Source organism: Alteromonas sp. CNT1-28 (assembly GCF_022348345.1).
In the GTDB taxonomy this organism is placed as follows: Bacteria; Pseudomonadota; Gammaproteobacteria; order Enterobacterales; family Alteromonadaceae; genus Alteromonas; species Alteromonas macleodii.
In genome coordinates this window covers 14,914-33,094 of the sequence record NZ_JAKREZ010000039.1, presented here as the reverse complement: position 1 = coordinate 33,094, position 18,181 = coordinate 14,914, and the positions used below count along the sequence as shown (strand labels likewise).

Sequence of the window (18,181 nt, the reverse complement as noted above, 5' to 3'; positions counted from 1 at the left end):
TACCTATTTTGTTTTGATTAAAGATTCGACACCTTTATCAAAACGGGTAACTCTCATCTTTTCAAGAAGAAGTGTCAGATTAAGTCGAGACTAATTCACTTTAAACTATTCCCCGATATTGACCGGTTCTACTTCGAGATATAGGTTGTTCTGGTCATCTCTTCTACCATTTTCTTAAATTCTACCTATAGAAAATAATCTATTGCCCAATTTTTCTTTGCGTTAACATTCTCCATAAACGCGTAACCGAGCGCACTAAATTAATAGGAAACTCTGTTTATGGAAAAACCAAAAGAAACACTATGGCGATATATGCCCTTTGCCCAGTTAGTAAGAATGCTCCAGACTCAAAAGCTCTGGGTGTCTCATGTTTCCTCATTCGAGGATAAGCTCGAGGGCACCCTCGATCTAATTCATTTAAAAATACATCCTGATGCTAGGAAAAACGCACTCGAAAATCTGTCGACCGTATACAGAAATACATATGTTAGTTGCTGGCATTCCGCTTCTTCAGAAAGTCTCGCAATGTGGCGCCTTTATGGGGGACAAGGCTTTTCTGTTGCCGTGCAAACTGAATGGATGAGGTTAGCGCGAACCATTGAAGGTGTACTCGATTACAAGACTGATTCGATTGGAATTATTGGGGCTGTAAACTATGTTAATCCCTTCGACGGCTCCCCAGTTGAGAAAACCAAACCCAACCCTTTAGTAATTCCTATGGGAGTAAGAAACCTAGCGCCGGCGAATTACTTTCAGTTTCTTATGAGAAAATCGAGTGCTTTCGCGTATGAGAAAGAATTCAGAGCGGTATTTGACCTCAAAGGCCAAGAGGGTAGGGGGGTTGATGTACCTTTTAAACCTGAATATCTCATTACTTGTGTTTATGTTTCCCCTGAAGCAGATGATTGGATGATAGAAACTGTAAAAGAGTTAGTCCACCAGCAGTTCGGATTAACTCATATCGATGTTAGGCGTTCTGATATTTCTCCTCACTTCCGTGGACACAACGCATAATAATGCTTTATAGCTCTTAACAGACAATCAATAAATTAGACAGGAATTACGTTCAAAATGGATTATAGAAATGCTTCAGATGAACAGCTTGTAAGAACGATTGGCGGTGGCGCTATGCCAGGGGCAATGGCCTTTGAAGGATGCCAAGCTGAACTTAATAGGAGGCTGGCTGAAAAGTCAGTTAATGTTGCTACTAAAGCTTTATGGATATCGGGCATTTCTGCCTTTGCGGCACTCTGTTCTGCAGTGACATCAATATTTCAGTTACTAGGTTAGTTTATGTTTGAGACTGTAGTAAAGGTTATTAATTTCGTAAATTGGAGTTTGGTCGTTGCCATGATTGCGGTTGGAATAAGCTCCTGGCAAATGTGGGTACAGCGAAAGCATAATCGTGTTTCAGTAACGCCACATCTGTCTGAGCATACTCATACAAGTGTGAATAATGGTGTGATTTCGCTTCAATTTAATGTAGCTAATAATGGAATTGGGCCGGCCTTTATCAATTCTTTTACGGTTCTACATAATGGGAAGAAATTAGATAAGGATACCGATGTTCCTAAACTAGTAGCGGAGCGCTCTGGAATGAATGTAGTTGATCGTTCGACGCACTGGCTTGCTAAAGGGGCATCTTTAGCTGTAAACGAGAAACTTACTTTATTTTCTCTAGATGTCAGGCAAGGAAGTAAATGTCTCAAACAGGAGCTTGAGACGGCATTTAATGAATATGATTTAGTGATTGAATATTCAAACGCCTATAAAGAACGCTTTGTTTTTGATACTAGAGAAGATTAAAACAGCAGTGAAACGGGTTAAATAAGCTTTAGAAGGCTCGAAGGAGATGGCCATACTATATCCATTTTGTTCGAGGCCTTACTTCTTAATGTTACTAGCTTACTCTGACCAATACTTTTTTTTGAGGTGTAACTTAAGAAGAAAAAATATTAATTGGCGACAGGCAAAACCGGCTACTACAAATAAGGCAACGCCTATCATCGCCTTGCCTTTAAATAACAGGCCGAACAACGCCGCTCCCAAGACCCCAATAAAAATTATGTTAGCTAGCATGCCTAGAGGGTGGGCATTGCTAGCATGGGCTACGATTAACTCAAGTTCCTGCTTATTGGGTTTCATCTTGCTTTTCATGCTCCCAGATTCTTTCTAAAATAACTGCTCTTAGAGCATCCGCAGCGCCAGGTGAACTCAGTACGTAGATTCTCTTAGTAGTACAGATGGTCGATACCGTTCGCAGGGTGCTTTTGTCCACGCCGTCGTGCGTGTACTGTTTATCTTGGCCAAAGGCAAAAGGTGGTACTCCAGAAAGCTCTTCAATTATCCGCTCTGGCTCTTTATCTCGACGCTTTTGTGCTTCTTTCAACATTTGCTCATTGAGCGCTCTCAGCCTATCAAGTCCTTTTTTCAAAACAACTCCTATGTTTTCCACTTTCTAATGCTGTTACTGCATAATAGACATTTCTAACTACTCTGCCAGTGATGTCTTATCGACTTAATAAAAGTGGGCATGCTGCAAAATAAAATCTCGGCTATGACTTTACGCCTCAAAAAGCGTTTCAAATGATGCTACGCCGTTCTTACGTAAAAACCTAGCCAAGTTGTCGAGTCGCCATGTTCTAGGTTCGTCTGAGCGCCCATGGCGCATTACATAAGCTATTTCTGTATTGGCATTGATGGCCACGACAAAAAACTTCTGAGGTTCGGTTGGGCTTTCTTGAGCTATAACTTTTGTGATGGATTGAGTTTCCAGCTGTCTAACAAACTCACCTTCTTTTATTCTATAGAACGCGTTGGCCATAATTTACATCTTGCTTTATTGTTATCGACATTATGACGTAATGTTGGTTTGTATAAAAGAGTGGCCAGAAGTATTTAAGACAAACCACCCGCTACTTTCGCTTTTGTTGGTGCATTTATGATTTGTTAGCTCACTTATCTCCTATGATTTTACTTTGCTTACTACCTTGGGTTTCCTGTGTGGTTTTCTCCAGGTGTGTAAAGGAGGTTTGCTATCCTTCTTGTTCAAACTATCCCTATATAGCTCACCACTCAACTTGTTTTGCTTTTTAGTATCGGGGCTTGAAAAGTCAATATCGATATTTAATGCATTTAGAACCATCATGACTGTTCCAAAGGAAATACTGGAAGGAGAGTTCTCAAGTTTTGATATAAACCGCTGGTCTTTACCTATTTTTTGAGCGAGCTCTGCTTGTGACAGCTTATATGCTTTACGAATAGACGTGATGTAGGAGCCTACATCATTGGGAGTCCTAACTTTCATAAATAGGGAAATATTCCATATAAGGTATATCTGTAAATATACGTAATAGCGAATAATTAACGATAAACGTCACTTCCTGTAGTAAGAGACGGCCAAGGTTCAGAGAAATCACGAATATTTCAGTTAAATTAGAAACAATTATAGGAATTAGTTAGTTTTAATTCGGGTTGTCGACTTAGTTTCTGATACCGCAACGAAAACTGTCTTGCCGTGGTCATCAAAATGAGAAGCGGGAATACCATTATCAATGGCGAAGTTAACTAACCCTCGATCCCCAGACCATGCATCTTGGTTTGCCCATGTGTCAATTGTAAAGTCTGTTTGATCATAACGATAAACGATATGCATAGAAATTTGGTCAATCTGTGGGATTTTGAAATACCACAGGGCCGCCCCCTCAATTGTTTGTTGTTCATCTGAACATACAATATAGCGCTGACTGAGCATCGAGTAGCATAAATGGGAAATACCAATACCTCGATAGTCTTCGTCAACAAGTGCGCTAACAATCTGGGCAACCTGCCTTTGAGGTTTAAAGGCCTGTGCAAGAGGGTGGTGTGCTGGAAGTATATTGTAGTTGAAGTTGGCGATTGCGTTACCGCCTCGTTCGATAACGACCATGCCTTTACCTTCAGCAAATTCAAAGGTAATAGCTTGAGCTTTGTTATCTTGTTCCAAGCCGGGGATCACAATTTCCTTCGTCGACCATGACAAAGGCTCAGTCTCTATAACGTCAGTTGCCGTTATAATATTTTTATCGTGATTTCCTAATAAGAGTGGCACAGTAATCCGTTACAAATTGTTAGGAATGGTTAGCAGCTAGCTGATGTACCAACATTCTGAGTTATATTGTTAGCAAAATCACAGAGCGGTAGTTTCTCATCACTGTGATTCACAACAGAAACTAGACCTGTTTCTTTGTTTCGTTGCACTTCTGCATCTACAGGGATGGATGGATTTGATTGTAATACGCGTTCGAAATTATCGCGGACAATAAAAAAACACTCGGCTACGCCACTACGCTTTTGTCCAAGCACAACATGTCTGTCCCCAAGTTTAGAAATAACTTGAAGCTTTTGACGAACTCTAAATTTTGAGATGGTCTTCACAGTTGTTGTCCTTGCCAGATGTTGTTCTGAACAATAAAGTATAAATTGGATAAAAAACACCCAACTATAAAGATAACATTGAATTGCAAAGGTAACTGCTCTGACCAGTTAGGAAATGCAGCTTATAGGCAAGAATTTGCGATGAATGACATTTAAGAGGCCGATATAGTGTCACTCTGGATGGTTAATGTTAGGCGGTATTACGTAATATAGCAAGGAAGAATGGGAGTCTAACTTAGGAATAGGGCTGTTGAAATCAAAAAGCCCCTATTTAAAGGGGCTAGATGACTTACTATTAACGATTGGTTGATTGGATCTCATTTCTAATCGCGATAAGCAGTTCTTCAGCCTGGATGTTTTGGCCAGCTATAATACCCACCAACGTTAACAAATCATCATTGGGCTCGCTACTGCGTACCGAATCGATTACTGCTCTAGCGGCCGCTGGTGGAATTAGCTTGCGCGCTTCTTTAAGCTGGTTTACCGATTGGTTAACTTGATTAAGTTGCTTTGACATATCCTACCCCTTGAATGATTTTCTGAATGCGAACAAGATTACAGCCAGGTTCGAGAGGAAAAACACGATTGTATTGAACCATCTGGCGTCTATACCCAAAGTTGTTTGTGTGGCCTTTGCCTTTTCAAGGCTATTCCTTGTCTTCATGAGCATGTCTTCTAAATGCTCTGGTGTACACCCAATCTGGCACATTAATACTTTGCCTTGGTTAAGGTCTGATAATCTCTCGATTCTAATATCCCCATCCACTGGAAGGCTGTTTTGGATTGCTAAAATTCGTTCTTCTTTATATTCAAGTTTCTCTATAACCGTGTTTATAGAGTTGGGAACAAACGTGATAGAGAGTACGAATACAGCAATGCTAAATAACTCAGTAACAACAAGCGCTACCGGCTCAGAAACTTTGTCTACAGCTATAAAGTCAGTAATAAACACCAACGCCAGCAGAACGCTAAAAATACATACCGCCTCAACGGTAAAGTTAAGCCAGGCAGCATCGATGCCAGATGCCACAGCGATAACTAAAAAAACTAAAAGATTTGTGCAAAATGCAGATTTAGACATTTGAAATTTACCTATGTAAGTGAGTTTTCTGCATAGTTTATTAAGTAAATAAAATTGCAAATTTGAGGGAAAGGAGTGAGTCACAGCGAAAAGCCCCCACTGGCTATCGCCAGCTTTGCGCTTTTCTTCCTTCGTCAGAAAAATTCTTGAGAACGTGTTTTTAGTTGGTAAGGAGGCCACCCGCGAAGTTAATAAATCAGCAAGGTATCTCTGGTAAAAAGCGGTAGAACATCACCGTTCCTTTAAAATTGTGACTTATTCCATCTATGCAACATTACTCCAAGTTAAAGAACAACAAACTTGGAGACAGGCATGAACTTTTCTCAACTTGAAGATGGTGCTGCAATCAATGTATCCCCCTCAGTGCTGGTGGATTTTAAATTCGGTAACAAGCGTAGAAACCGTCCATCAAAGGACTATGACCAAATCAAGGCAAGCATAGAAGCGCAAGGTATTCTACAAAACTTGGTAACACGCCCCCACCCTGAGGATGATACCAAGCTTGAGTTATTGGCTGGATATGGTCGTAAAGACATTGCGATTGATTTGGCACTGGTTGAAGTACCTGTAAAAGTCTTAATGGTTGACGATAGAGAAGCCTATCTAATCCACATGGCTGAAAACATTCACCGTACTGACTTGTCAACGGTTGACCTTGCTATGGCGGCACAAGAGTACAACACCATGTTTGCTGGTGATAGAGAGGCTGTGGCTAAGGAAATCAACAAGCCGTTGAAGCAAGTTAATGAACTGCTTGAGTTGATGAAATGTTCGGAAAAGGTATTGAAAGCGGTTGAAGACGGGAATAACAAGTTTTCGTTTGCACACGCACTTGCGCTTGCTCCTTTCTCCCACAAAGCACAAGAAAAGCTACTTGATATAGTTCTAACTCAGGGTTGGACAGTAAAAGAGCTTAAATTGCAGTTAGGCTCTAAACAAACTCCCATCAAAAGCGCTAAGTTCGATACCGCTGAATGTAACGCTTGCCCTCATAACACCTATCATCAAATGGGCTTATTGGATGATGTATCTACCGAAGCAAAGTGTTCGAAAATAAGTTGTTTTCGTGAAAAAACTCAAGAGTGGGTAAATGGGCTAAAAGCGACTGCCGAAGAACGCTTTGGCAAAGTACTTTTCTTGTCTGAGTCGGCACAAAAGGACAGAAACACCGTTACCGTAGAGCAGGTGGGCGAGGAACAGTTTACTAATGGCTGTAGTTCATGTGAAAAGCGCGTTGTCATTATGTCTGACGCTGCTGGCTCTGAGGGTGAAATTTCAGAGAGCCAATGCATCGACAAAATTTGTTTTGGCAAGTGTTCTGCCACGATAGGCAAAGCAACAGAAGAAGCTATGTCTGATCCAACAGTTGTAGCTATTGCCAAAAAAGACCCTGAGAAAGCCAAGAAACTCGCTAAGTCCAAGGCGGTTAAAACCAGTAAGGGGCAAGAAGTTGGTTCTATGTCTAATGTCGCAGAAGACGCTCACAAAGAGCTACTTAGACAAGCTGCCGCTGGGTTTTTTGCTAATGATAAAATGCTGTCAGGGGCAATGATGCTCGCAGCAACGGCGCAAGCTACAGGGTTCAAAGGCAACGCCAAACACAAGTTGAAAAGTGGATTTGACGATTTAATTTTAGATGCCTATCTAAATATGGATATGCCAACCATGCAAGGGCTTATGCTTGAAGCGATAGCACATGGCCTTAAAAACTCAGAGCGTATGAATCACTCTAGTTCGGTTTCTTTGTTGCTTAATTTGTTGAAAGCGAAAGGTGCTGAAGCTGCTAAAAGAGTCGCGGTGGATGCATGGAAACCTACAGAGCAAACACTTAAGCACTACACCACACCACAGCTTATTCAACTGGCTAAAGATGCCAAGCTAGATGAAGCCATGAATGCCAAAGAAAAAGGGTCGTTTGCTAAGTTAACCAAGGGCAAAAAAGCCGACCTTGCACAAGGCATCATTGAAGCTGATCACGATTACTCCGAATTTGCACCTTCTTGGTATTTGGCACACGTTAAACCTAAGTAATCCAATACTGAAACCAATTCTAAAGGGGAGGGTGTACCTCCCCACAACGCAGGAAATCTCATTATGTTTACTGAACTGTATCAGCTTATTCAAAAAGCCAATTTAAAAAATATTAGCCTGACGCTTCAAGACGAGGGGAATGGAAAAATGGCTGTCACCGTAATGACCCAAAATAATGTTGGTGATGCAGCAGACCCCAAATTACGCCAAGCTCTTACGCAGCCTTTAAAAGTGGCAGCAAGTCCAATGCTATTGGATGAAGAATTTATTAAGCACCTAAACAGCTTTTCTGAAAGCTACGTAGAGGCAACTGTGACAGCCAATACAGGGAATGTGACTGAGACTATGTCTAATGCTACGCCTAAACAAGCCGACCCTGTTGCCGCTGCGACTACTCAACCGTCTGAGCAGGATATTGAACAACCCGAACAAGCTACAAACCTTAACGATATTGATTTGGAGGACTAATCATGAGTGCATCTTTACTACAATCTACCCCTATGAAACGAGTGTTCAAACTCGGTGCTCTGGAAGTTGAGTGCAATTCTCCTAATGCTACGTTTGAGGAAAGTATCAAAGCCATTCGTAAAAACTATCCGTTCTTTCGTTTTGGCAAAATCTATGAAGATGATGGTTTGGTAGATGGTGAACGTATGGTTTACACACTTCCTAAGCTCCCTGCCGACTCTAATGGATAACGGTACTGATAAGGTAGCCACGGCCTTTAAGTCGTGGCGCTCACAGTTCGCCAGTATGGAAGATGAATACAAGGCTGAACGGAAAAAGGCAAAAGTGGTAGGGAAAAAACAATGTTCGCTGAATTATTACCAACTAAAACAGATCCCAAAGAAGAAACACAAGCAGAAATCCGCATTCCAACCCTGCCTGATGTAAGACCGTTTGGTTGTGAGTTGGCAGGGCAAGAAATAACATTCGATGCACACGCCAGTCGTGTGCTAACCCCATTTTCTATCGAATCAGACTTCCTTTACAACATAGAAAGTATTGAAAATTATCTCACGCCTTACTTTGAGCAAACGGGGGTATCGCAAGACTTCATCGAAGACTGCTTGGGAGATCTCGTTCCTGATTTGGACATAGAGGAATTAGACTGCTTACTTCCAAGCATTGCTAAAGCAACACTTGAAGAAATGACAGCACAGGTAAACAGTCTAATTAACTTTCTTCCAGAGGCTTACGAGGCTAGGTTCGGACAGCCTCTGGAAAGTGAACACAATAAAATATGTATCGCTTTGCATCATAGCGAAAACACCTTATGCGTAACTTCTACTGACCTGCTACACGTTTTCTGCATGTATGCTCACAAGGTGTCAGGACGAGAGCGTCAGTATCTTGCGCGTGTTGCTTCACAGATTGCCTGTAGAACCATGATTACCCCCTTACCTTATGCCATGGGCTGTAACAACTTCTTAGAAGAATACTTGCCAGCGAAAGGCATTGATGTGCCCGCCCTTACAGCCTATGTAACTTGTGATTCATTTGAAATGGATGGGCTGTCAGATTGGTTCGAATCAATTAAAACGATTTTGGGAAAAGATGGGCTTAATGGGTTGTGTGAATACTATACAGAAATGCACATGGACGGCTTTGATTTAACAATCTTTAACAACAAAGATGAAGTAGAGGAATCAGAGGAAGCGGATTATTTCAGAGGGTGGGCTAGGGAAGCGTTGAGCAGTCAACTGTTATCCCTTGGTGGTGAGTATGACTGGGGGGAAATCGATAAAGACTTTCTTCAAGAATTGCAGGACTTTAAAACTAATGCACAGTGTAAACATCCAGAAGTGATAGACATGTTGTTGTTCATTTCTGAAATGTTAGTCAACCACCTGCCTAACTACGAGCATTATGAGTTCACAGCTATGGACGATGTGGAGGAGTTAGGAAACAACGTACTTTATTGCCTAGACGATATTAGTCGCTGTTATGTAACTGATAATGCAGTTCAAGAGCATAACCGCTACCTAAACGACACTGGCGAAGATTGTTTCTTAAAAGTTGAGGTAGATAACCCTGAGTGGCTGAAAGCGATGAAAGGGCATCTGACAGGGTATTGGTTGATGGAATGCTTAGAAGTATTTATGGAGAATTACGCATGTTAACTGCCGTTGCAAGCCACGTAAAGTTAGAAAAAGAGCGCTCTCAGCCAAAGCCAGAACTGGCAATTGTGCTGTATGGTAGAGGTCAGTCAGTTAGTGAATATGCGACTATTCACAACGTTTCTAACAATCGATTAGGTCTAGGGCGTTTAACTGATATAAGAAATGTGCGCAGCACTATTACCAAACGTGCAAACAAAGTTAGCAAGGCGGCAGAGCAAGAATCCGTTAAGTCACTACAAATGATTCCAGGCAATGTACTTATCAACCATTCAAAGCTGGTGGTGTGGCATACACCTGCAAAGCGCCAAAGCATGTGGTTTAGCAAGTCAGGGGAAAAAGCGTTTAACGTGAAATGGCCGAGTCTGGTTTGGGCTGTTTCTTCTAAAGGTTTGTATGTATTTGCCAAAGCTACAGATGCCCGTCCAAACGAAGCTACACGCCTTTACCACGCACCACTTATGAACATCAATACAAGTGGGTTCTTATGTCAGGGGGGAGCGCAGTTACCAGATGAAAGAAGTCTGGACACCCTTTCTCAAATTGAATCGACTTTGACCGACTCTTATTTTACCCACCTGAACGTGAATTTTAATAACGACAAGCGTCAGCATTACAGTGACGATAAGAATCACATGGCATTTTGGCGCGAAAAAGAGAAAAGCGGCTCTAGCGTAAGGGCAAAGGAAATGAAATTTGCCATGCCAATGGCTCAATTCATCGAAACACTGACAAGGGGGCTTTAGTATGTCATTTGTTGCACCATCACACTTTTTTACACAGAGAATCTCAATTGACGTAATAGGCGCTGGTGGCACAGGGAGTTACTTACTTAGCTACCTTGCCCAAATCCATTACTTACTTCGCATGGTAGGAGGTAATGACAACCCGTTTGATGTAACTGTATGGGATAGAGACACAGTAAGCGAAACGAATGTGGGAAGACAAAATTTCTGGCCGATGGATATTGGACTACCAAAAGCAGAAGTGCTGGTGGAAAGAATTAATAACGGGTTCGGTACGGGGTGGACAGCTAAATGCACTAACTTTTCTCCCTCAAGCTACCTTAAAGGCGATATCGTTATGACTTGCGTTGACTCTGCATCATTTCGATATGAACTAGGTAAAAACGCGGCAGAAGAAAGTCACTACAGAGATAAGCTTTGGATCGACGGTGGCAACGGCCAGCACACTGGACAAATTATCATGGGGCACTTGGGTAACACTAACAAAAGTGACTACTTACCGAACCTTTATGATTTGTATGGCGAAACGTTACTTGAGAGTACCGAACACGCAATGCCCTCATGTTCGCACGCTGAATCAATTAGAAGACAAGACTTCGGTGTAAATCACACTACGGCCTTTCAAATGGCGAATCTCGTTTGGCAGATGCTTAGGCATGGGAGTGTGGAGTACCAAGGTGGGTTCTTCAATTTAAAAACGGGGGAGCTTAACCCCATCGAGCCACTGGAAAACGTGTGGGCAGCGTTCGGGTATGAAAAGGATAAGAACAAGGAAAAATAAAAGAGAGGGGTAGCCCCCTCTCTCTAGCCCTTCCGAGGCTGAAGGCTCGCTTTAAGCAGGACTAAAGCGAACTTAGGTTGGAACCTATAGAGAAACACAGGTCACATTGTCAGTATGGGATTAATCACCTGACTTTCAATAAAAAACCTGACTTATTTGAAATCAAAAAAAAGGGGCTATCGCCCCTTTATTCATTCAGCACCTATACAAGCGCCTAGAATAGAAAGCCCAAGTCGGCTATCGCCTATTGGACAGGATTACGGATTACAAATGACGTAGACCTTAGTAAGCATCTACCGTTTCATTATGTATAAGTTCCAGAATAACTGTTATTAAAATCCCGACTTATTAAAATTTCTTAAAAACGAAGACTTCTAAAAGTGGATTGAGAGTCTTTCCCCATAAATTGCGATAACCACCAGCCCTGACACATTAGCTCCAGTTAAAGAAAAGGGGCACACAATGCAGTACGCAAAGGTTCAACAGGCAACAGATACTTTCAAAAAGCTTTTCCTAGAAAACTGGGTAATTAGCGTGGGTCTTAGTGGTAAGGACTCTATCTGTGTTGCTCATTGTGCGGTTGAAGGGCTCAAGCAAGCGATGGAAGTTAACCCTTATGTCGGGCCGCTATACATCGTTACTACCAACACTACGATTGAGAACCTAGAGCTTCACGGCCTTATGTTGGACTTACACCAGGCTGCCCGTAAGTACGGTAGAGAGCATGGTCTGCCTATCCGCACAGAAGAGCTAGAGCCCTCTCTGGCTAGTCTGCCGATGGTTGAGTATGTAGGTCGAGGTAAGTTGTTACGCACTCCTGTAACCAGCAAGAACGGTCGTGACTGTACAGTGGACTGGAAAATTGAGCCAATGAAACGCTACTTACGGGCGCTAGGCGACCGTCACCAGACCAATAAAATCGCGTCAGCATCTGGTACGCGAGACCTCGAATCCAAGGTTAGAGCAGCGAATATTGCTAAGCGCAATGAGAGTGATGTGGAGCTAGTGAAGACTGACTTGGGGTTCACCTTTGCCCCAATCAAGTCATGGACTCTGACAGATGTATGGGCGCTAAGCTCTGCAATCGACAACGAGGACATTGAGAGCTTTGCTGTAGACCACACCTACGAACTAAAGAAGCACTATGGTGCGGGAAACGGTGGCACCTGTGATCTTTTCTCAGGTGAAAACAAGGACAAGGACAAAAGTTGCGGATCGCGATTCGGATGCTTCCTCTGCGCCATGGTAGAGCGTGACGAGAGCCTAGAGGCGCAAATCAGTATCTCGCCAGCAAGGTACGGCTACATGGCGCCGTTCTCAGAACTTAGGACTTTCATGGTGAATACTTTGTTCGACTACGAGCGCTCTCGCGCCCTTGTAGGGCGCGAAGTGAAAGCCGGTGGTTGGGTGCTGGTGGGCTATAACCAGTACAGCTTGGACTACAGACAGGAGCTTTTACGCTATATCCTGACCATCGATGTACAAGAGCAAGAGGCTTTTTACGAGCAATACGGTTACGAAGGTTGCCGGTTCCAGCTCATTGGCTACAAAGAGCTGTTGATGATTCAATATCAGTGGGCAAGAGAAGGCGGAGAAAGTGAAGTGGGAACAGCGCTAAGGATTTGGCATTCGGTGTACACTGATGGAGAACGCTATGCTATCCCGAAGACGCAGAAAGCTGAGCCTCAGACGCTACCAGCCACGCGATACTTCAATATCAACGGACTTGTAAAGCAGCATGCATGCACTGGGCTTCATGAGGACAACCGCCACAACATACTTACTAATCAGCTATGGATGCATCCTAAGCTCGACTCAGTGGACTTGGTTCCATTCGAGGAAGAGCAGCGCCATACTATCGACTGTGAGAGCTGCCTGATTGACGACCTAGTCGAACGCTGGTGGCCGGAAGTGCTTGAGGAAGGTCATTTCGGAGAGGGGGTGTGCCCTACGGTTATCATCAAGCTTTTGCTTGAAGCAAAAATTCTAAAGCTGAAGCGTGGAAGCATTCCAGGCTTGCACAAAGAGGTTCAGCGTGCGCAGGTCTACAACGCGCTCAAAATGACCTATGGCGTACCGTATGACACGATGGTGCTAGGAGCGTCATTGAGCGAGGCGGAGTATAAGGCGGCCTTAGCGGAGCAGGAGCAAGCGGAAGCGGTCTTAGCCGGGCAAGGGTTCCTAGACCTAACTGTCGCAAAGCAGGTGGACGTATCAATGTCCGAGTTACTGGCGCTGTGGTAGCGCCAGATTTGCACTCGCACCTATTCGCTATCGCTAATTGGTACTTGAGGGATTACTCAACGTCTGATGTAAACGGTAAGGGCAAGTTGTTCAGTATGCTTTCTTTTGAGGTAGAAAAAACTTTAACTATGCCACTTTCACCTTTCACCTTTAGATAACTAGTTGTATTGTTAGTTGCTCTGAGCCCATTTAAAAAGACTCTAACTAACCACTTAGTATTTCTACTATCAATCTCAAACTCGGCAGCTTTATCGCCGCCTGCTAACGCCGCGCCGTTGTAACCTACTTCAATATGATAAAACTCTTTCATTACAACCCTCGAAAATAATTATAAATACGGTTATCACATATTTTGGAAAGCGAAACGATATTTAACCCGAGTAATTTTAATTTCTAACCATGATTAGGAATTGTTTGTAAGTAGCAAATTCAACTATTAGATAATGAGATTTAAAGATGGATTTAGAGGATTTACCTTAGCATTTCTTCTAAAGGTGCAAATTCTCTCTCTTATGTGACGTTTGTCCAATATGGATAACAATTAGGAGGGGTGTTTGAAAACACTGAAACTTGCTGTCCTTACTTGGTTAAAAGACGTCCTCAAAGATCTAGGTCTTGGGTTGTTTGCACTTGGTTTGGGTGGTTCTATATTGGTCATAGACCAAAATGTTGGCTTGCTGCAACTGTCTGTTATACTATCATTTGTAGGTTTGTTTATGCTTGCTGGCTCGTTCTTACTAGTCGTGGCATTTAGGCTTTAAGGTGGTGGTATTAATGGATATATCAGTAAACCTAGATTATTTCTGGTGGTTGTTGGCTGCTTTGGGTGTGACTGCTGCTGTAATTTTTCCGCTGATTTTTAGTAATAGAAAGGCTCTACAGAAAATAGGGCAACGGTTCCTAGAAGATTAACTCAACAAACGGCTCCTAATTTGGAGCCGTTTTTCTTTCTGCAATTCCCTCAAATTTGCCTAATTATATAGATGCGTAACGTTATCTCTGTCATCAATAACAGGGATAAAAAAATGGAAATCACCCAAGCATCGACAAACGAACATTTACCATTAGTTTGGAATCTCGATGATGGTTCTGCATCTTATTTCGGGCAAAAGGTTTCAGCTGAACAAATTGCATCGGTAAGAGAAGCTTACCCTCGTATGCCCACCTTGCTTGAAGCGCTTTCAGAAGCAAAATATATGGGACTCATCTAACGATGAGTTTCCTAGTGACCCCCGAAAAGTTGCAAAAGCAGAGAGAGCAACAACGTCGTGCCCAAGAGCGCGCCGCCGCAAAACAAAAAGCAAAACTTGCATGCCCTGAGTACCGTATCAAGCAATTGGAAAAACAACGCGAGCGGCAAGAGCGTCAGAGAGCTAAAGCATCCGAAAAAGCTAGAATGCGCCCCCCTGTAGCTAAACCGCTGGTAGCCAAGAAGCCTCTAAGGTCAAAGGGTATGGCTGGTAAGTCTCGCAATAAAACGGAGATGTCTTTACATGACCGTATGGCTGCTTTGGGGGGTATTTGTTGCATCAATAAAGGTCTGATAGAGCCACACACCGGTTCCCCAGTGTCTATTCATCACATACATGGCCGCACTTCGCCAGAAGCTCACCTGTATGTACTCCCGTTGTGCCAATGGCATCACGACACACCCATGGGCTTAGATAATCAGCTGAATGATAAGTACCAGTTCGTTTTCCCTCTACATGCAAAGGGGGCTGATGGTGGGAAGGTGCGCTGGGAAGAAGTGAATGGTTCGCAAATATCGTTATTGATTGAAGTCCACAAGCTAATAAACGCTACACCAAAAGAAATTCCCTCTGAATTGCAAAATCTGACAACTGGATAACGGTACTCCCTAAGCCAATTAGGGCGATAAAACTTTATAACTAAAGAGTAGTAGGAATAGTTATGCAAAAAAATATAACAAGAGCAGTACTTAAAGAGCGCTTAAATACATTGCCGGGTCTTCTCCAATTAGAGAGGCGCATGGACAGAAATAAAGTAGAAGAGATACATAGAGTCAACAGTGAAATACGCTGTAAGTTTCTATCTGAGGTTTTCGGTGGCCGAACGGTGAACTGCCATATTACGACTGACTTTGTTGTGATGTGCCAAGATATGGACGATGTGGCGCAAGTAAAAGCGCAGCTTAAGAGTATGGGATTTAAAAACGTCCACACATACCACCCGCTTATTCATGCTGGTGGTACAGAGTCACGCAGAGACCCTGAAAACCCTTATGCTGTTAATGTTTCATCGGTAGATGATCTAATCATTGGGAAAACCGCAGAGAAGCATATGCAGATTTTAAAAAATGCGTTACAGCCTCTAATAGATGATGTGTGCTTTATCTATGCTTATGGAGGACAAATAAGCGTTCGTTTTGGTGAACTAGCTTCTGCGCAGGCATTAGATAAGTTTTTAAAGGAAGTCTTCAGTCGTGCTGATGAAGAAAAAGCATTTAGCGGTTCGTCACTAATTAGGCCGCACTCACTGGACACCTGGACGGTAGATTACCAGTTAAAACCATAAGCATTCATTCATAAAAACGCTGAGCTTTTAAATTGGAATAAAGGCTCAGCATTCGCTCCGCTCTTTCCCCCAAAATACACATTCTCTCCTCCTGTTGCACATTAATCACATACCGGAACAGGAGTGACACAACCATGAAATGCACAGAGAACTTTGACCTATTCGACCTAACTGGCGCAGACAAGCTAGCGGCAGATTCAGTAGAGGCGAGAGACGCACTTATTCGCGAATATGCAAACAACGACGATATCAAATGCCACTTCTACCTATCTGACTCGGCTGGTAAAGATAGCCAGTTCGCAAAGCTAAAGGTTTTGGAGCTTGTTCCACATCACAAAATAACTGTAGTACATGCGAACCTAACTAGTGAAGTAGAGCATGATGGAGTTATTGAGCACATAGAGAAGTTCACACCACCAGCAATACCAGTAGAGGTAGTTCAAAATCCTTACAGAAACCTTATTGATGGAATTTTGCTTCGTGGAAAATTCATGGGCGGAATCGCACGCTTTTGCACCTCAGATTACAAGGTTCAGCAAATCGATAAGTTTATCAGAAAGGACATGAAAGCACGCGGCATCAAAGTAGCGTTCAATGTAACCGGCATTCGAGCTGCTGAAAGCAAGATGAGAAGCATGAAAAACCCGCTGTTCATCAACAAGCGCTTGACTACTAAATCGAGAACAGTGTTCGACTGGATGCCTATCTTTGATGCCTCAGAGGATGCTACCTACGATGCAATATATGCAAGTGGTCAACATCCGCATCCCGCCTATGGAGAGCGTGGTGAAAAATATAGCCGCCTATCATGCGCATTTTGCTACATGGCCAGTAAAGGTGATCTCAAGGAGGGCGCTAAGCAATACCCTGACAAATACGCATCGTATATCGCCATAGAGCGAGTGTTAGACCACAGCATGTTCTTCAAAAAAGTGAATGGGGCAGCTGTTAAGGTATCACTAGAGGAACGCGCCGGGGTGCAGGTGGATGAACTACTGGTCGAGCAATATGTAAAGGCGCACACTGCTAGACAAAAGCGTCTACTGGAGGCGAAGAGGGAGGCTGACTTGGCAAAAGAAATCGCGAAGAAAGAGAGGGAGGCTGCGAAAAATAAAGTGGACAAAAACCAACTGGTCATGGCTATCTAAGCCGTGACTTTCCCCACCCGCCACCACGCCCTATCGGGTGTGGTGGCGTTAGCTAAGTTAATCGTTCACTTGTACCGTAGCAACCACACAAGATTTAATGGAATTTGCATTCTTAGTAAGAGGGGAGAGGTCTAAAGACGCGTAAAGATTTGATAAGTAAACAACCTGCTCTGAAAGATTTAGAACATCTTGTTTAGCAGTTTGTGTTAGCTGAAGGTCATTCATATCAAACAACCCTTCTGGGGCGCCTTTGTTTGCACCCTGTAAGCTTTGCTGTTCTGGAACACTCTCAACAGGCGGGGATGATTGGCCTTGTTTGAGCGTTGCTATGACTGTATCTATGTCGACAGTTTCTGTGATAAACCGCCGTGTAACCTCCAAATCAATTTGTTGTAATTTATCTATGATTAGGAACGGAAGATCCTCCACTTGCCGTATTGTGGCCTGAATGCTTTCTAGGCTACTCTTTCCGAATTGATAAATTTCATCAAAGGACGAGAAACCGCCTAAATTATCTTTGGCTAAGTCGCTATCAATCTCTTCCTTATCTTTACCTTGAAGCCTTACGTAAGCCATATCGAAATGCCCTATGGCAGCCTTTAGCTTGGATAGCTCATCGTTGAGATCGCTTTGAAGTGCAAAGATTGAGAAAGATTTATCATCTAACTTTTTAACTTCAGGTATTAGTCTAGCAGCGTGCTTTTCCACACATTGTGCAGCTGATGCAGCTTCTAAATATAGCTTTGCTTTACCTAAAGGGCCTGTATAAGCCTTTTGAGCACCAACATACCCACCAAACAGCGATGCAGTGGTCAACACGTCGGCATGTGCCGAAGACGCCACGCCGATGATACCAACTGCCGCTGCATGCAATAAGTACTGGTCCGCTTTAACAAGTTCCTTGTAATCCTCGCGACTTCTATCCGCATACTCACCAGCAACCTCGGAGGCTAAATCTGACGCATCTTGTAATGTTATATCGGGTTTGTACTCTATGGACGTTTTTAGCTCTAGAGGCTGCATAGAGCTGCAGCCCATAAGAACTAGGGCTGTAATGCAATAAATACATTTTTTCATTC

At 43.0% G+C, this 18,181-nt stretch carries 26 protein-coding genes; 16 read left to right on the top strand and 10 right to left on the bottom strand.

Annotation, left to right across the window (positions count from 1 at the left end):
* Positions 1-279 precede the first annotated feature (279 nt).
* From MHN02_RS18695 to MHN02_RS18685, 3 genes are read left to right on the top strand one after another with little or no spacing between them, the layout of a single operon-like run.
* On the top strand, positions 280-1,014 hold the full coding sequence (locus MHN02_RS18695) for a DUF2971 domain-containing protein (protein WP_069945741.1): 735 nt from the start codon (positions 280-282) through the stop codon (positions 1,012-1,014).
* Positions 1,015-1,071: 57 nt separating this feature from the next.
* Positions 1,072-1,290 carry a hypothetical protein gene (locus MHN02_RS18690; protein WP_015068528.1) on the top strand — a complete coding sequence of 73 codons (219 nt, stop codon included), beginning with the start codon at positions 1,072-1,074 and terminating at the stop codon, positions 1,288-1,290.
* Positions 1,291-1,293: 3 nt separating this feature from the next.
* Entirely contained in the window at positions 1,294-1,806 is a 513-nt protein-coding gene (locus tag MHN02_RS18685) for a hypothetical protein (RefSeq protein ID WP_015068529.1), read from the top strand.
* 99 nt (positions 1,807-1,905) lie between these two features.
* On the opposite strand, the gene MHN02_RS18680 is transcribed toward MHN02_RS18685, so the two are convergent.
* The 8 genes from MHN02_RS18680 to MHN02_RS18645 all read right to left on the bottom strand — a co-directional run bounded on the left by MHN02_RS18680 (position 1,906) and on the right by MHN02_RS18645 (position 5,497).
* A complete protein-coding gene (locus tag MHN02_RS18680) occupies positions 1,906-2,145 on the bottom strand; it encodes a hypothetical protein (protein WP_015068530.1) in 240 nt (79 codons plus the stop codon).
* Positions 2,132-2,434 (bottom strand): hypothetical protein, encoded by a 303-nt coding sequence (locus MHN02_RS18675; protein ID WP_015068531.1) that lies wholly within the window; start codon positions 2,432-2,434, stop codon positions 2,132-2,134. The genes MHN02_RS18680 and MHN02_RS18675 overlap by 14 nt, the downstream gene beginning before the upstream one ends.
* A gap of 129 nt (positions 2,435-2,563) precedes the next feature.
* Positions 2,564-2,824 (bottom strand): hypothetical protein, encoded by a 261-nt coding sequence (locus tag MHN02_RS18670; protein WP_015068532.1) that lies wholly within the window; start codon positions 2,822-2,824, stop codon positions 2,564-2,566.
* 141 nt (positions 2,825-2,965) lie between these two features.
* Entirely contained in the window at positions 2,966-3,307 is a 342-nt protein-coding gene (locus tag MHN02_RS18665) for a helix-turn-helix domain-containing protein (protein ID WP_015068533.1), read from the bottom strand.
* Positions 3,308-3,454: 147 nt separating this feature from the next.
* On the bottom strand, positions 3,455-4,090 hold the full coding sequence (locus MHN02_RS18660; RefSeq protein WP_069945740.1) for a hypothetical protein: 636 nt from the start codon (positions 4,088-4,090) through the stop codon (positions 3,455-3,457).
* A gap of 29 nt (positions 4,091-4,119) precedes the next feature.
* Positions 4,120-4,416, bottom strand: coding sequence for a hypothetical protein (locus MHN02_RS18655; protein ID WP_015068535.1), 297 nt, complete (start codon positions 4,414-4,416; stop codon positions 4,120-4,122).
* 295 nt (positions 4,417-4,711) lie between these two features.
* The gene (locus MHN02_RS18650; RefSeq protein WP_015068536.1) at positions 4,712-4,933 is read right to left on the bottom strand and encodes a hypothetical protein; all 222 of its coding nucleotides are present in this window, start codon (positions 4,931-4,933) and stop codon (positions 4,712-4,714) included.
* Positions 4,934-4,936: 3 nt separating this feature from the next.
* Positions 4,937-5,497 (bottom strand): hypothetical protein, encoded by a 561-nt coding sequence (locus tag MHN02_RS18645; protein WP_015068537.1) that lies wholly within the window; start codon positions 5,495-5,497, stop codon positions 4,937-4,939.
* A 312-nt stretch (positions 5,498-5,809) separates the two neighbouring features.
* Between MHN02_RS18645 and MHN02_RS18640 the strand changes: the two genes are divergently transcribed.
* From MHN02_RS18640 to MHN02_RS18610, 7 genes are all read left to right on the top strand, one after another.
* Positions 5,810-7,528, top strand: a complete 1,719-nt coding sequence (locus MHN02_RS18640; protein ID WP_069945738.1) for a ParB/RepB/Spo0J family partition protein — start codon at positions 5,810-5,812, stop codon at positions 7,526-7,528.
* Between the two features lie 63 nt (positions 7,529-7,591).
* Entirely contained in the window at positions 7,592-7,996 is a 405-nt protein-coding gene (locus tag MHN02_RS18635) for a hypothetical protein (protein ID WP_015068539.1), read from the top strand.
* A gap of 2 nt (positions 7,997-7,998) precedes the next feature.
* On the top strand, positions 7,999-8,226 hold the full coding sequence (locus MHN02_RS18630; RefSeq protein WP_069945737.1) for a hypothetical protein: 228 nt from the start codon (positions 7,999-8,001) through the stop codon (positions 8,224-8,226).
* A gap of 111 nt (positions 8,227-8,337) precedes the next feature.
* Positions 8,338-9,651, top strand: coding sequence for a hypothetical protein (locus MHN02_RS18625; protein ID WP_069945736.1), 1,314 nt, complete (start codon positions 8,338-8,340; stop codon positions 9,649-9,651).
* Positions 9,645-10,394, top strand: a complete 750-nt coding sequence (locus MHN02_RS18620; RefSeq protein WP_015068542.1) for a PRTRC system protein B — start codon at positions 9,645-9,647, stop codon at positions 10,392-10,394. The genes MHN02_RS18625 and MHN02_RS18620 overlap by 7 nt, the downstream gene beginning before the upstream one ends.
* Position 10,395: 1 nt before the next feature.
* Positions 10,396-11,175, top strand: coding sequence for a PRTRC system ThiF family protein (locus MHN02_RS18615; RefSeq protein ID WP_015068543.1), 780 nt, complete (start codon positions 10,396-10,398; stop codon positions 11,173-11,175).
* Between the two features lie 462 nt (positions 11,176-11,637).
* A complete protein-coding gene (locus tag MHN02_RS18610) occupies positions 11,638-13,419 on the top strand; it encodes a hypothetical protein (RefSeq protein ID WP_069945735.1) in 1,782 nt (593 codons plus the stop codon).
* Between the two features lie 52 nt (positions 13,420-13,471).
* On the opposite strand, the gene MHN02_RS18605 is transcribed toward MHN02_RS18610, so the two are convergent.
* A complete protein-coding gene (locus MHN02_RS18605; protein WP_069945734.1) occupies positions 13,472-13,729 on the bottom strand; it encodes a hypothetical protein in 258 nt (85 codons plus the stop codon).
* A gap of 244 nt (positions 13,730-13,973) precedes the next feature.
* Here MHN02_RS18605 and MHN02_RS18600 point away from each other — a divergent pair, with 244 nt between their 5' ends.
* The 6 genes from MHN02_RS18600 (at position 13,974) to MHN02_RS18575 (ending at position 17,102) form a co-directional block, all read left to right on the top strand.
* Positions 13,974-14,180, top strand: a complete 207-nt coding sequence (locus tag MHN02_RS18600) for a hypothetical protein (RefSeq protein ID WP_015068546.1) — start codon at positions 13,974-13,976, stop codon at positions 14,178-14,180.
* Positions 14,181-14,193: 13 nt separating this feature from the next.
* Positions 14,194-14,331, top strand: a complete 138-nt coding sequence (locus tag MHN02_RS18595; protein ID WP_157669844.1) for a hypothetical protein — start codon at positions 14,194-14,196, stop codon at positions 14,329-14,331.
* 113 nt (positions 14,332-14,444) lie between these two features.
* The gene (locus MHN02_RS18590; RefSeq protein WP_015068547.1) at positions 14,445-14,630 is read left to right on the top strand and encodes a hypothetical protein; all 186 of its coding nucleotides are present in this window, start codon (positions 14,445-14,447) and stop codon (positions 14,628-14,630) included.
* A gap of 14 nt (positions 14,631-14,644) precedes the next feature.
* The gene (locus MHN02_RS18585; protein ID WP_239247669.1) at positions 14,645-15,268 is read left to right on the top strand and encodes a Ref family recombination enhancement nuclease; all 624 of its coding nucleotides are present in this window, start codon (positions 14,645-14,647) and stop codon (positions 15,266-15,268) included.
* Between the two features lie 62 nt (positions 15,269-15,330).
* Positions 15,331-15,954, top strand: a complete 624-nt coding sequence (locus MHN02_RS18580; protein ID WP_015068549.1) for a hypothetical protein — start codon at positions 15,331-15,333, stop codon at positions 15,952-15,954.
* Positions 15,955-16,088: 134 nt separating this feature from the next.
* Complete coding sequence (locus MHN02_RS18575) at positions 16,089-17,102, top strand: phosphoadenosine phosphosulfate reductase (RefSeq protein WP_015068550.1); 1,014 nt, start codon at positions 16,089-16,091, stop codon at positions 17,100-17,102.
* Positions 17,103-17,159: 57 nt separating this feature from the next.
* Here the strand turns inward: MHN02_RS18575 and MHN02_RS18570 are convergent, their stop codons facing one another.
* Entirely contained in the window at positions 17,160-18,179 is a 1,020-nt protein-coding gene (locus MHN02_RS18570) for a hypothetical protein (RefSeq protein WP_069945731.1), read from the bottom strand.
* Positions 18,180-18,181: the final 2 nt, after the last annotated feature.

Excerpts from the sequence above, each read along its gene's own strand:
- MHN02_RS18645 (WP_015068537.1), bottom strand. The coding sequence starts at position 5,497 with ATGTCTAAATCTGCATTTTGCACAAATCTTTTAGTTTTTTTAGTTATC.
- MHN02_RS18690 (WP_015068528.1), top strand. The coding sequence starts at position 1,072 with ATGGATTATAGAAATGCTTCAGATGAACAGCTTGTAAGAACGATTGGC.
- MHN02_RS18670 (WP_015068532.1), bottom strand. The coding sequence starts at position 2,824 with ATGGCCAACGCGTTCTATAGAATAAAAGAAGGTGAGTTTGTTAGACAG.
- MHN02_RS18590 (WP_015068547.1), top strand. The coding sequence starts at position 14,445 with ATGGAAATCACCCAAGCATCGACAAACGAACATTTACCATTAGTTTGG.
- MHN02_RS18635 (WP_015068539.1), top strand. The coding sequence starts at position 7,592 with ATGTTTACTGAACTGTATCAGCTTATTCAAAAAGCCAATTTAAAAAAT.
- MHN02_RS18695 (WP_069945741.1), top strand. The coding sequence starts at position 280 with ATGGAAAAACCAAAAGAAACACTATGGCGATATATGCCCTTTGCCCAG.
- MHN02_RS18650 (WP_015068536.1), bottom strand. The coding sequence starts at position 4,933 with ATGTCAAAGCAACTTAATCAAGTTAACCAATCGGTAAACCAGCTTAAA.
- MHN02_RS18610 (WP_069945735.1), top strand. The coding sequence starts at position 11,638 with ATGCAGTACGCAAAGGTTCAACAGGCAACAGATACTTTCAAAAAGCTT.
- MHN02_RS18665 (WP_015068533.1), bottom strand. The coding sequence starts at position 3,307 with ATGAAAGTTAGGACTCCCAATGATGTAGGCTCCTACATCACGTCTATT.
- MHN02_RS18570 (WP_069945731.1), bottom strand. The coding sequence starts at position 18,179 with ATGAAAAAATGTATTTATTGCATTACAGCCCTAGTTCTTATGGGCTGC.
- MHN02_RS18615 (WP_015068543.1), top strand. The coding sequence starts at position 10,396 with ATGTCATTTGTTGCACCATCACACTTTTTTACACAGAGAATCTCAATT.
- MHN02_RS18575 (WP_015068550.1), top strand. The coding sequence starts at position 16,089 with ATGAAATGCACAGAGAACTTTGACCTATTCGACCTAACTGGCGCAGAC.
- MHN02_RS18640 (WP_069945738.1), top strand. The coding sequence starts at position 5,810 with ATGAACTTTTCTCAACTTGAAGATGGTGCTGCAATCAATGTATCCCCC.
- MHN02_RS18620 (WP_015068542.1), top strand. The coding sequence starts at position 9,645 with ATGTTAACTGCCGTTGCAAGCCACGTAAAGTTAGAAAAAGAGCGCTCT.
- MHN02_RS18680 (WP_015068530.1), bottom strand. The coding sequence starts at position 2,145 with ATGAAACCCAATAAGCAGGAACTTGAGTTAATCGTAGCCCATGCTAGC.
- MHN02_RS18605 (WP_069945734.1), bottom strand. The coding sequence starts at position 13,729 with ATGAAAGAGTTTTATCATATTGAAGTAGGTTACAACGGCGCGGCGTTA.
- MHN02_RS18580 (WP_015068549.1), top strand. The coding sequence starts at position 15,331 with ATGCAAAAAAATATAACAAGAGCAGTACTTAAAGAGCGCTTAAATACA.
- MHN02_RS18630 (WP_069945737.1), top strand. The coding sequence starts at position 7,999 with ATGAGTGCATCTTTACTACAATCTACCCCTATGAAACGAGTGTTCAAA.
- MHN02_RS18685 (WP_015068529.1), top strand. The coding sequence starts at position 1,294 with ATGTTTGAGACTGTAGTAAAGGTTATTAATTTCGTAAATTGGAGTTTG.
- MHN02_RS18595 (WP_157669844.1), top strand. The coding sequence starts at position 14,194 with ATGGATATATCAGTAAACCTAGATTATTTCTGGTGGTTGTTGGCTGCT.
- MHN02_RS18625 (WP_069945736.1), top strand. The coding sequence starts at position 8,338 with ATGTTCGCTGAATTATTACCAACTAAAACAGATCCCAAAGAAGAAACA.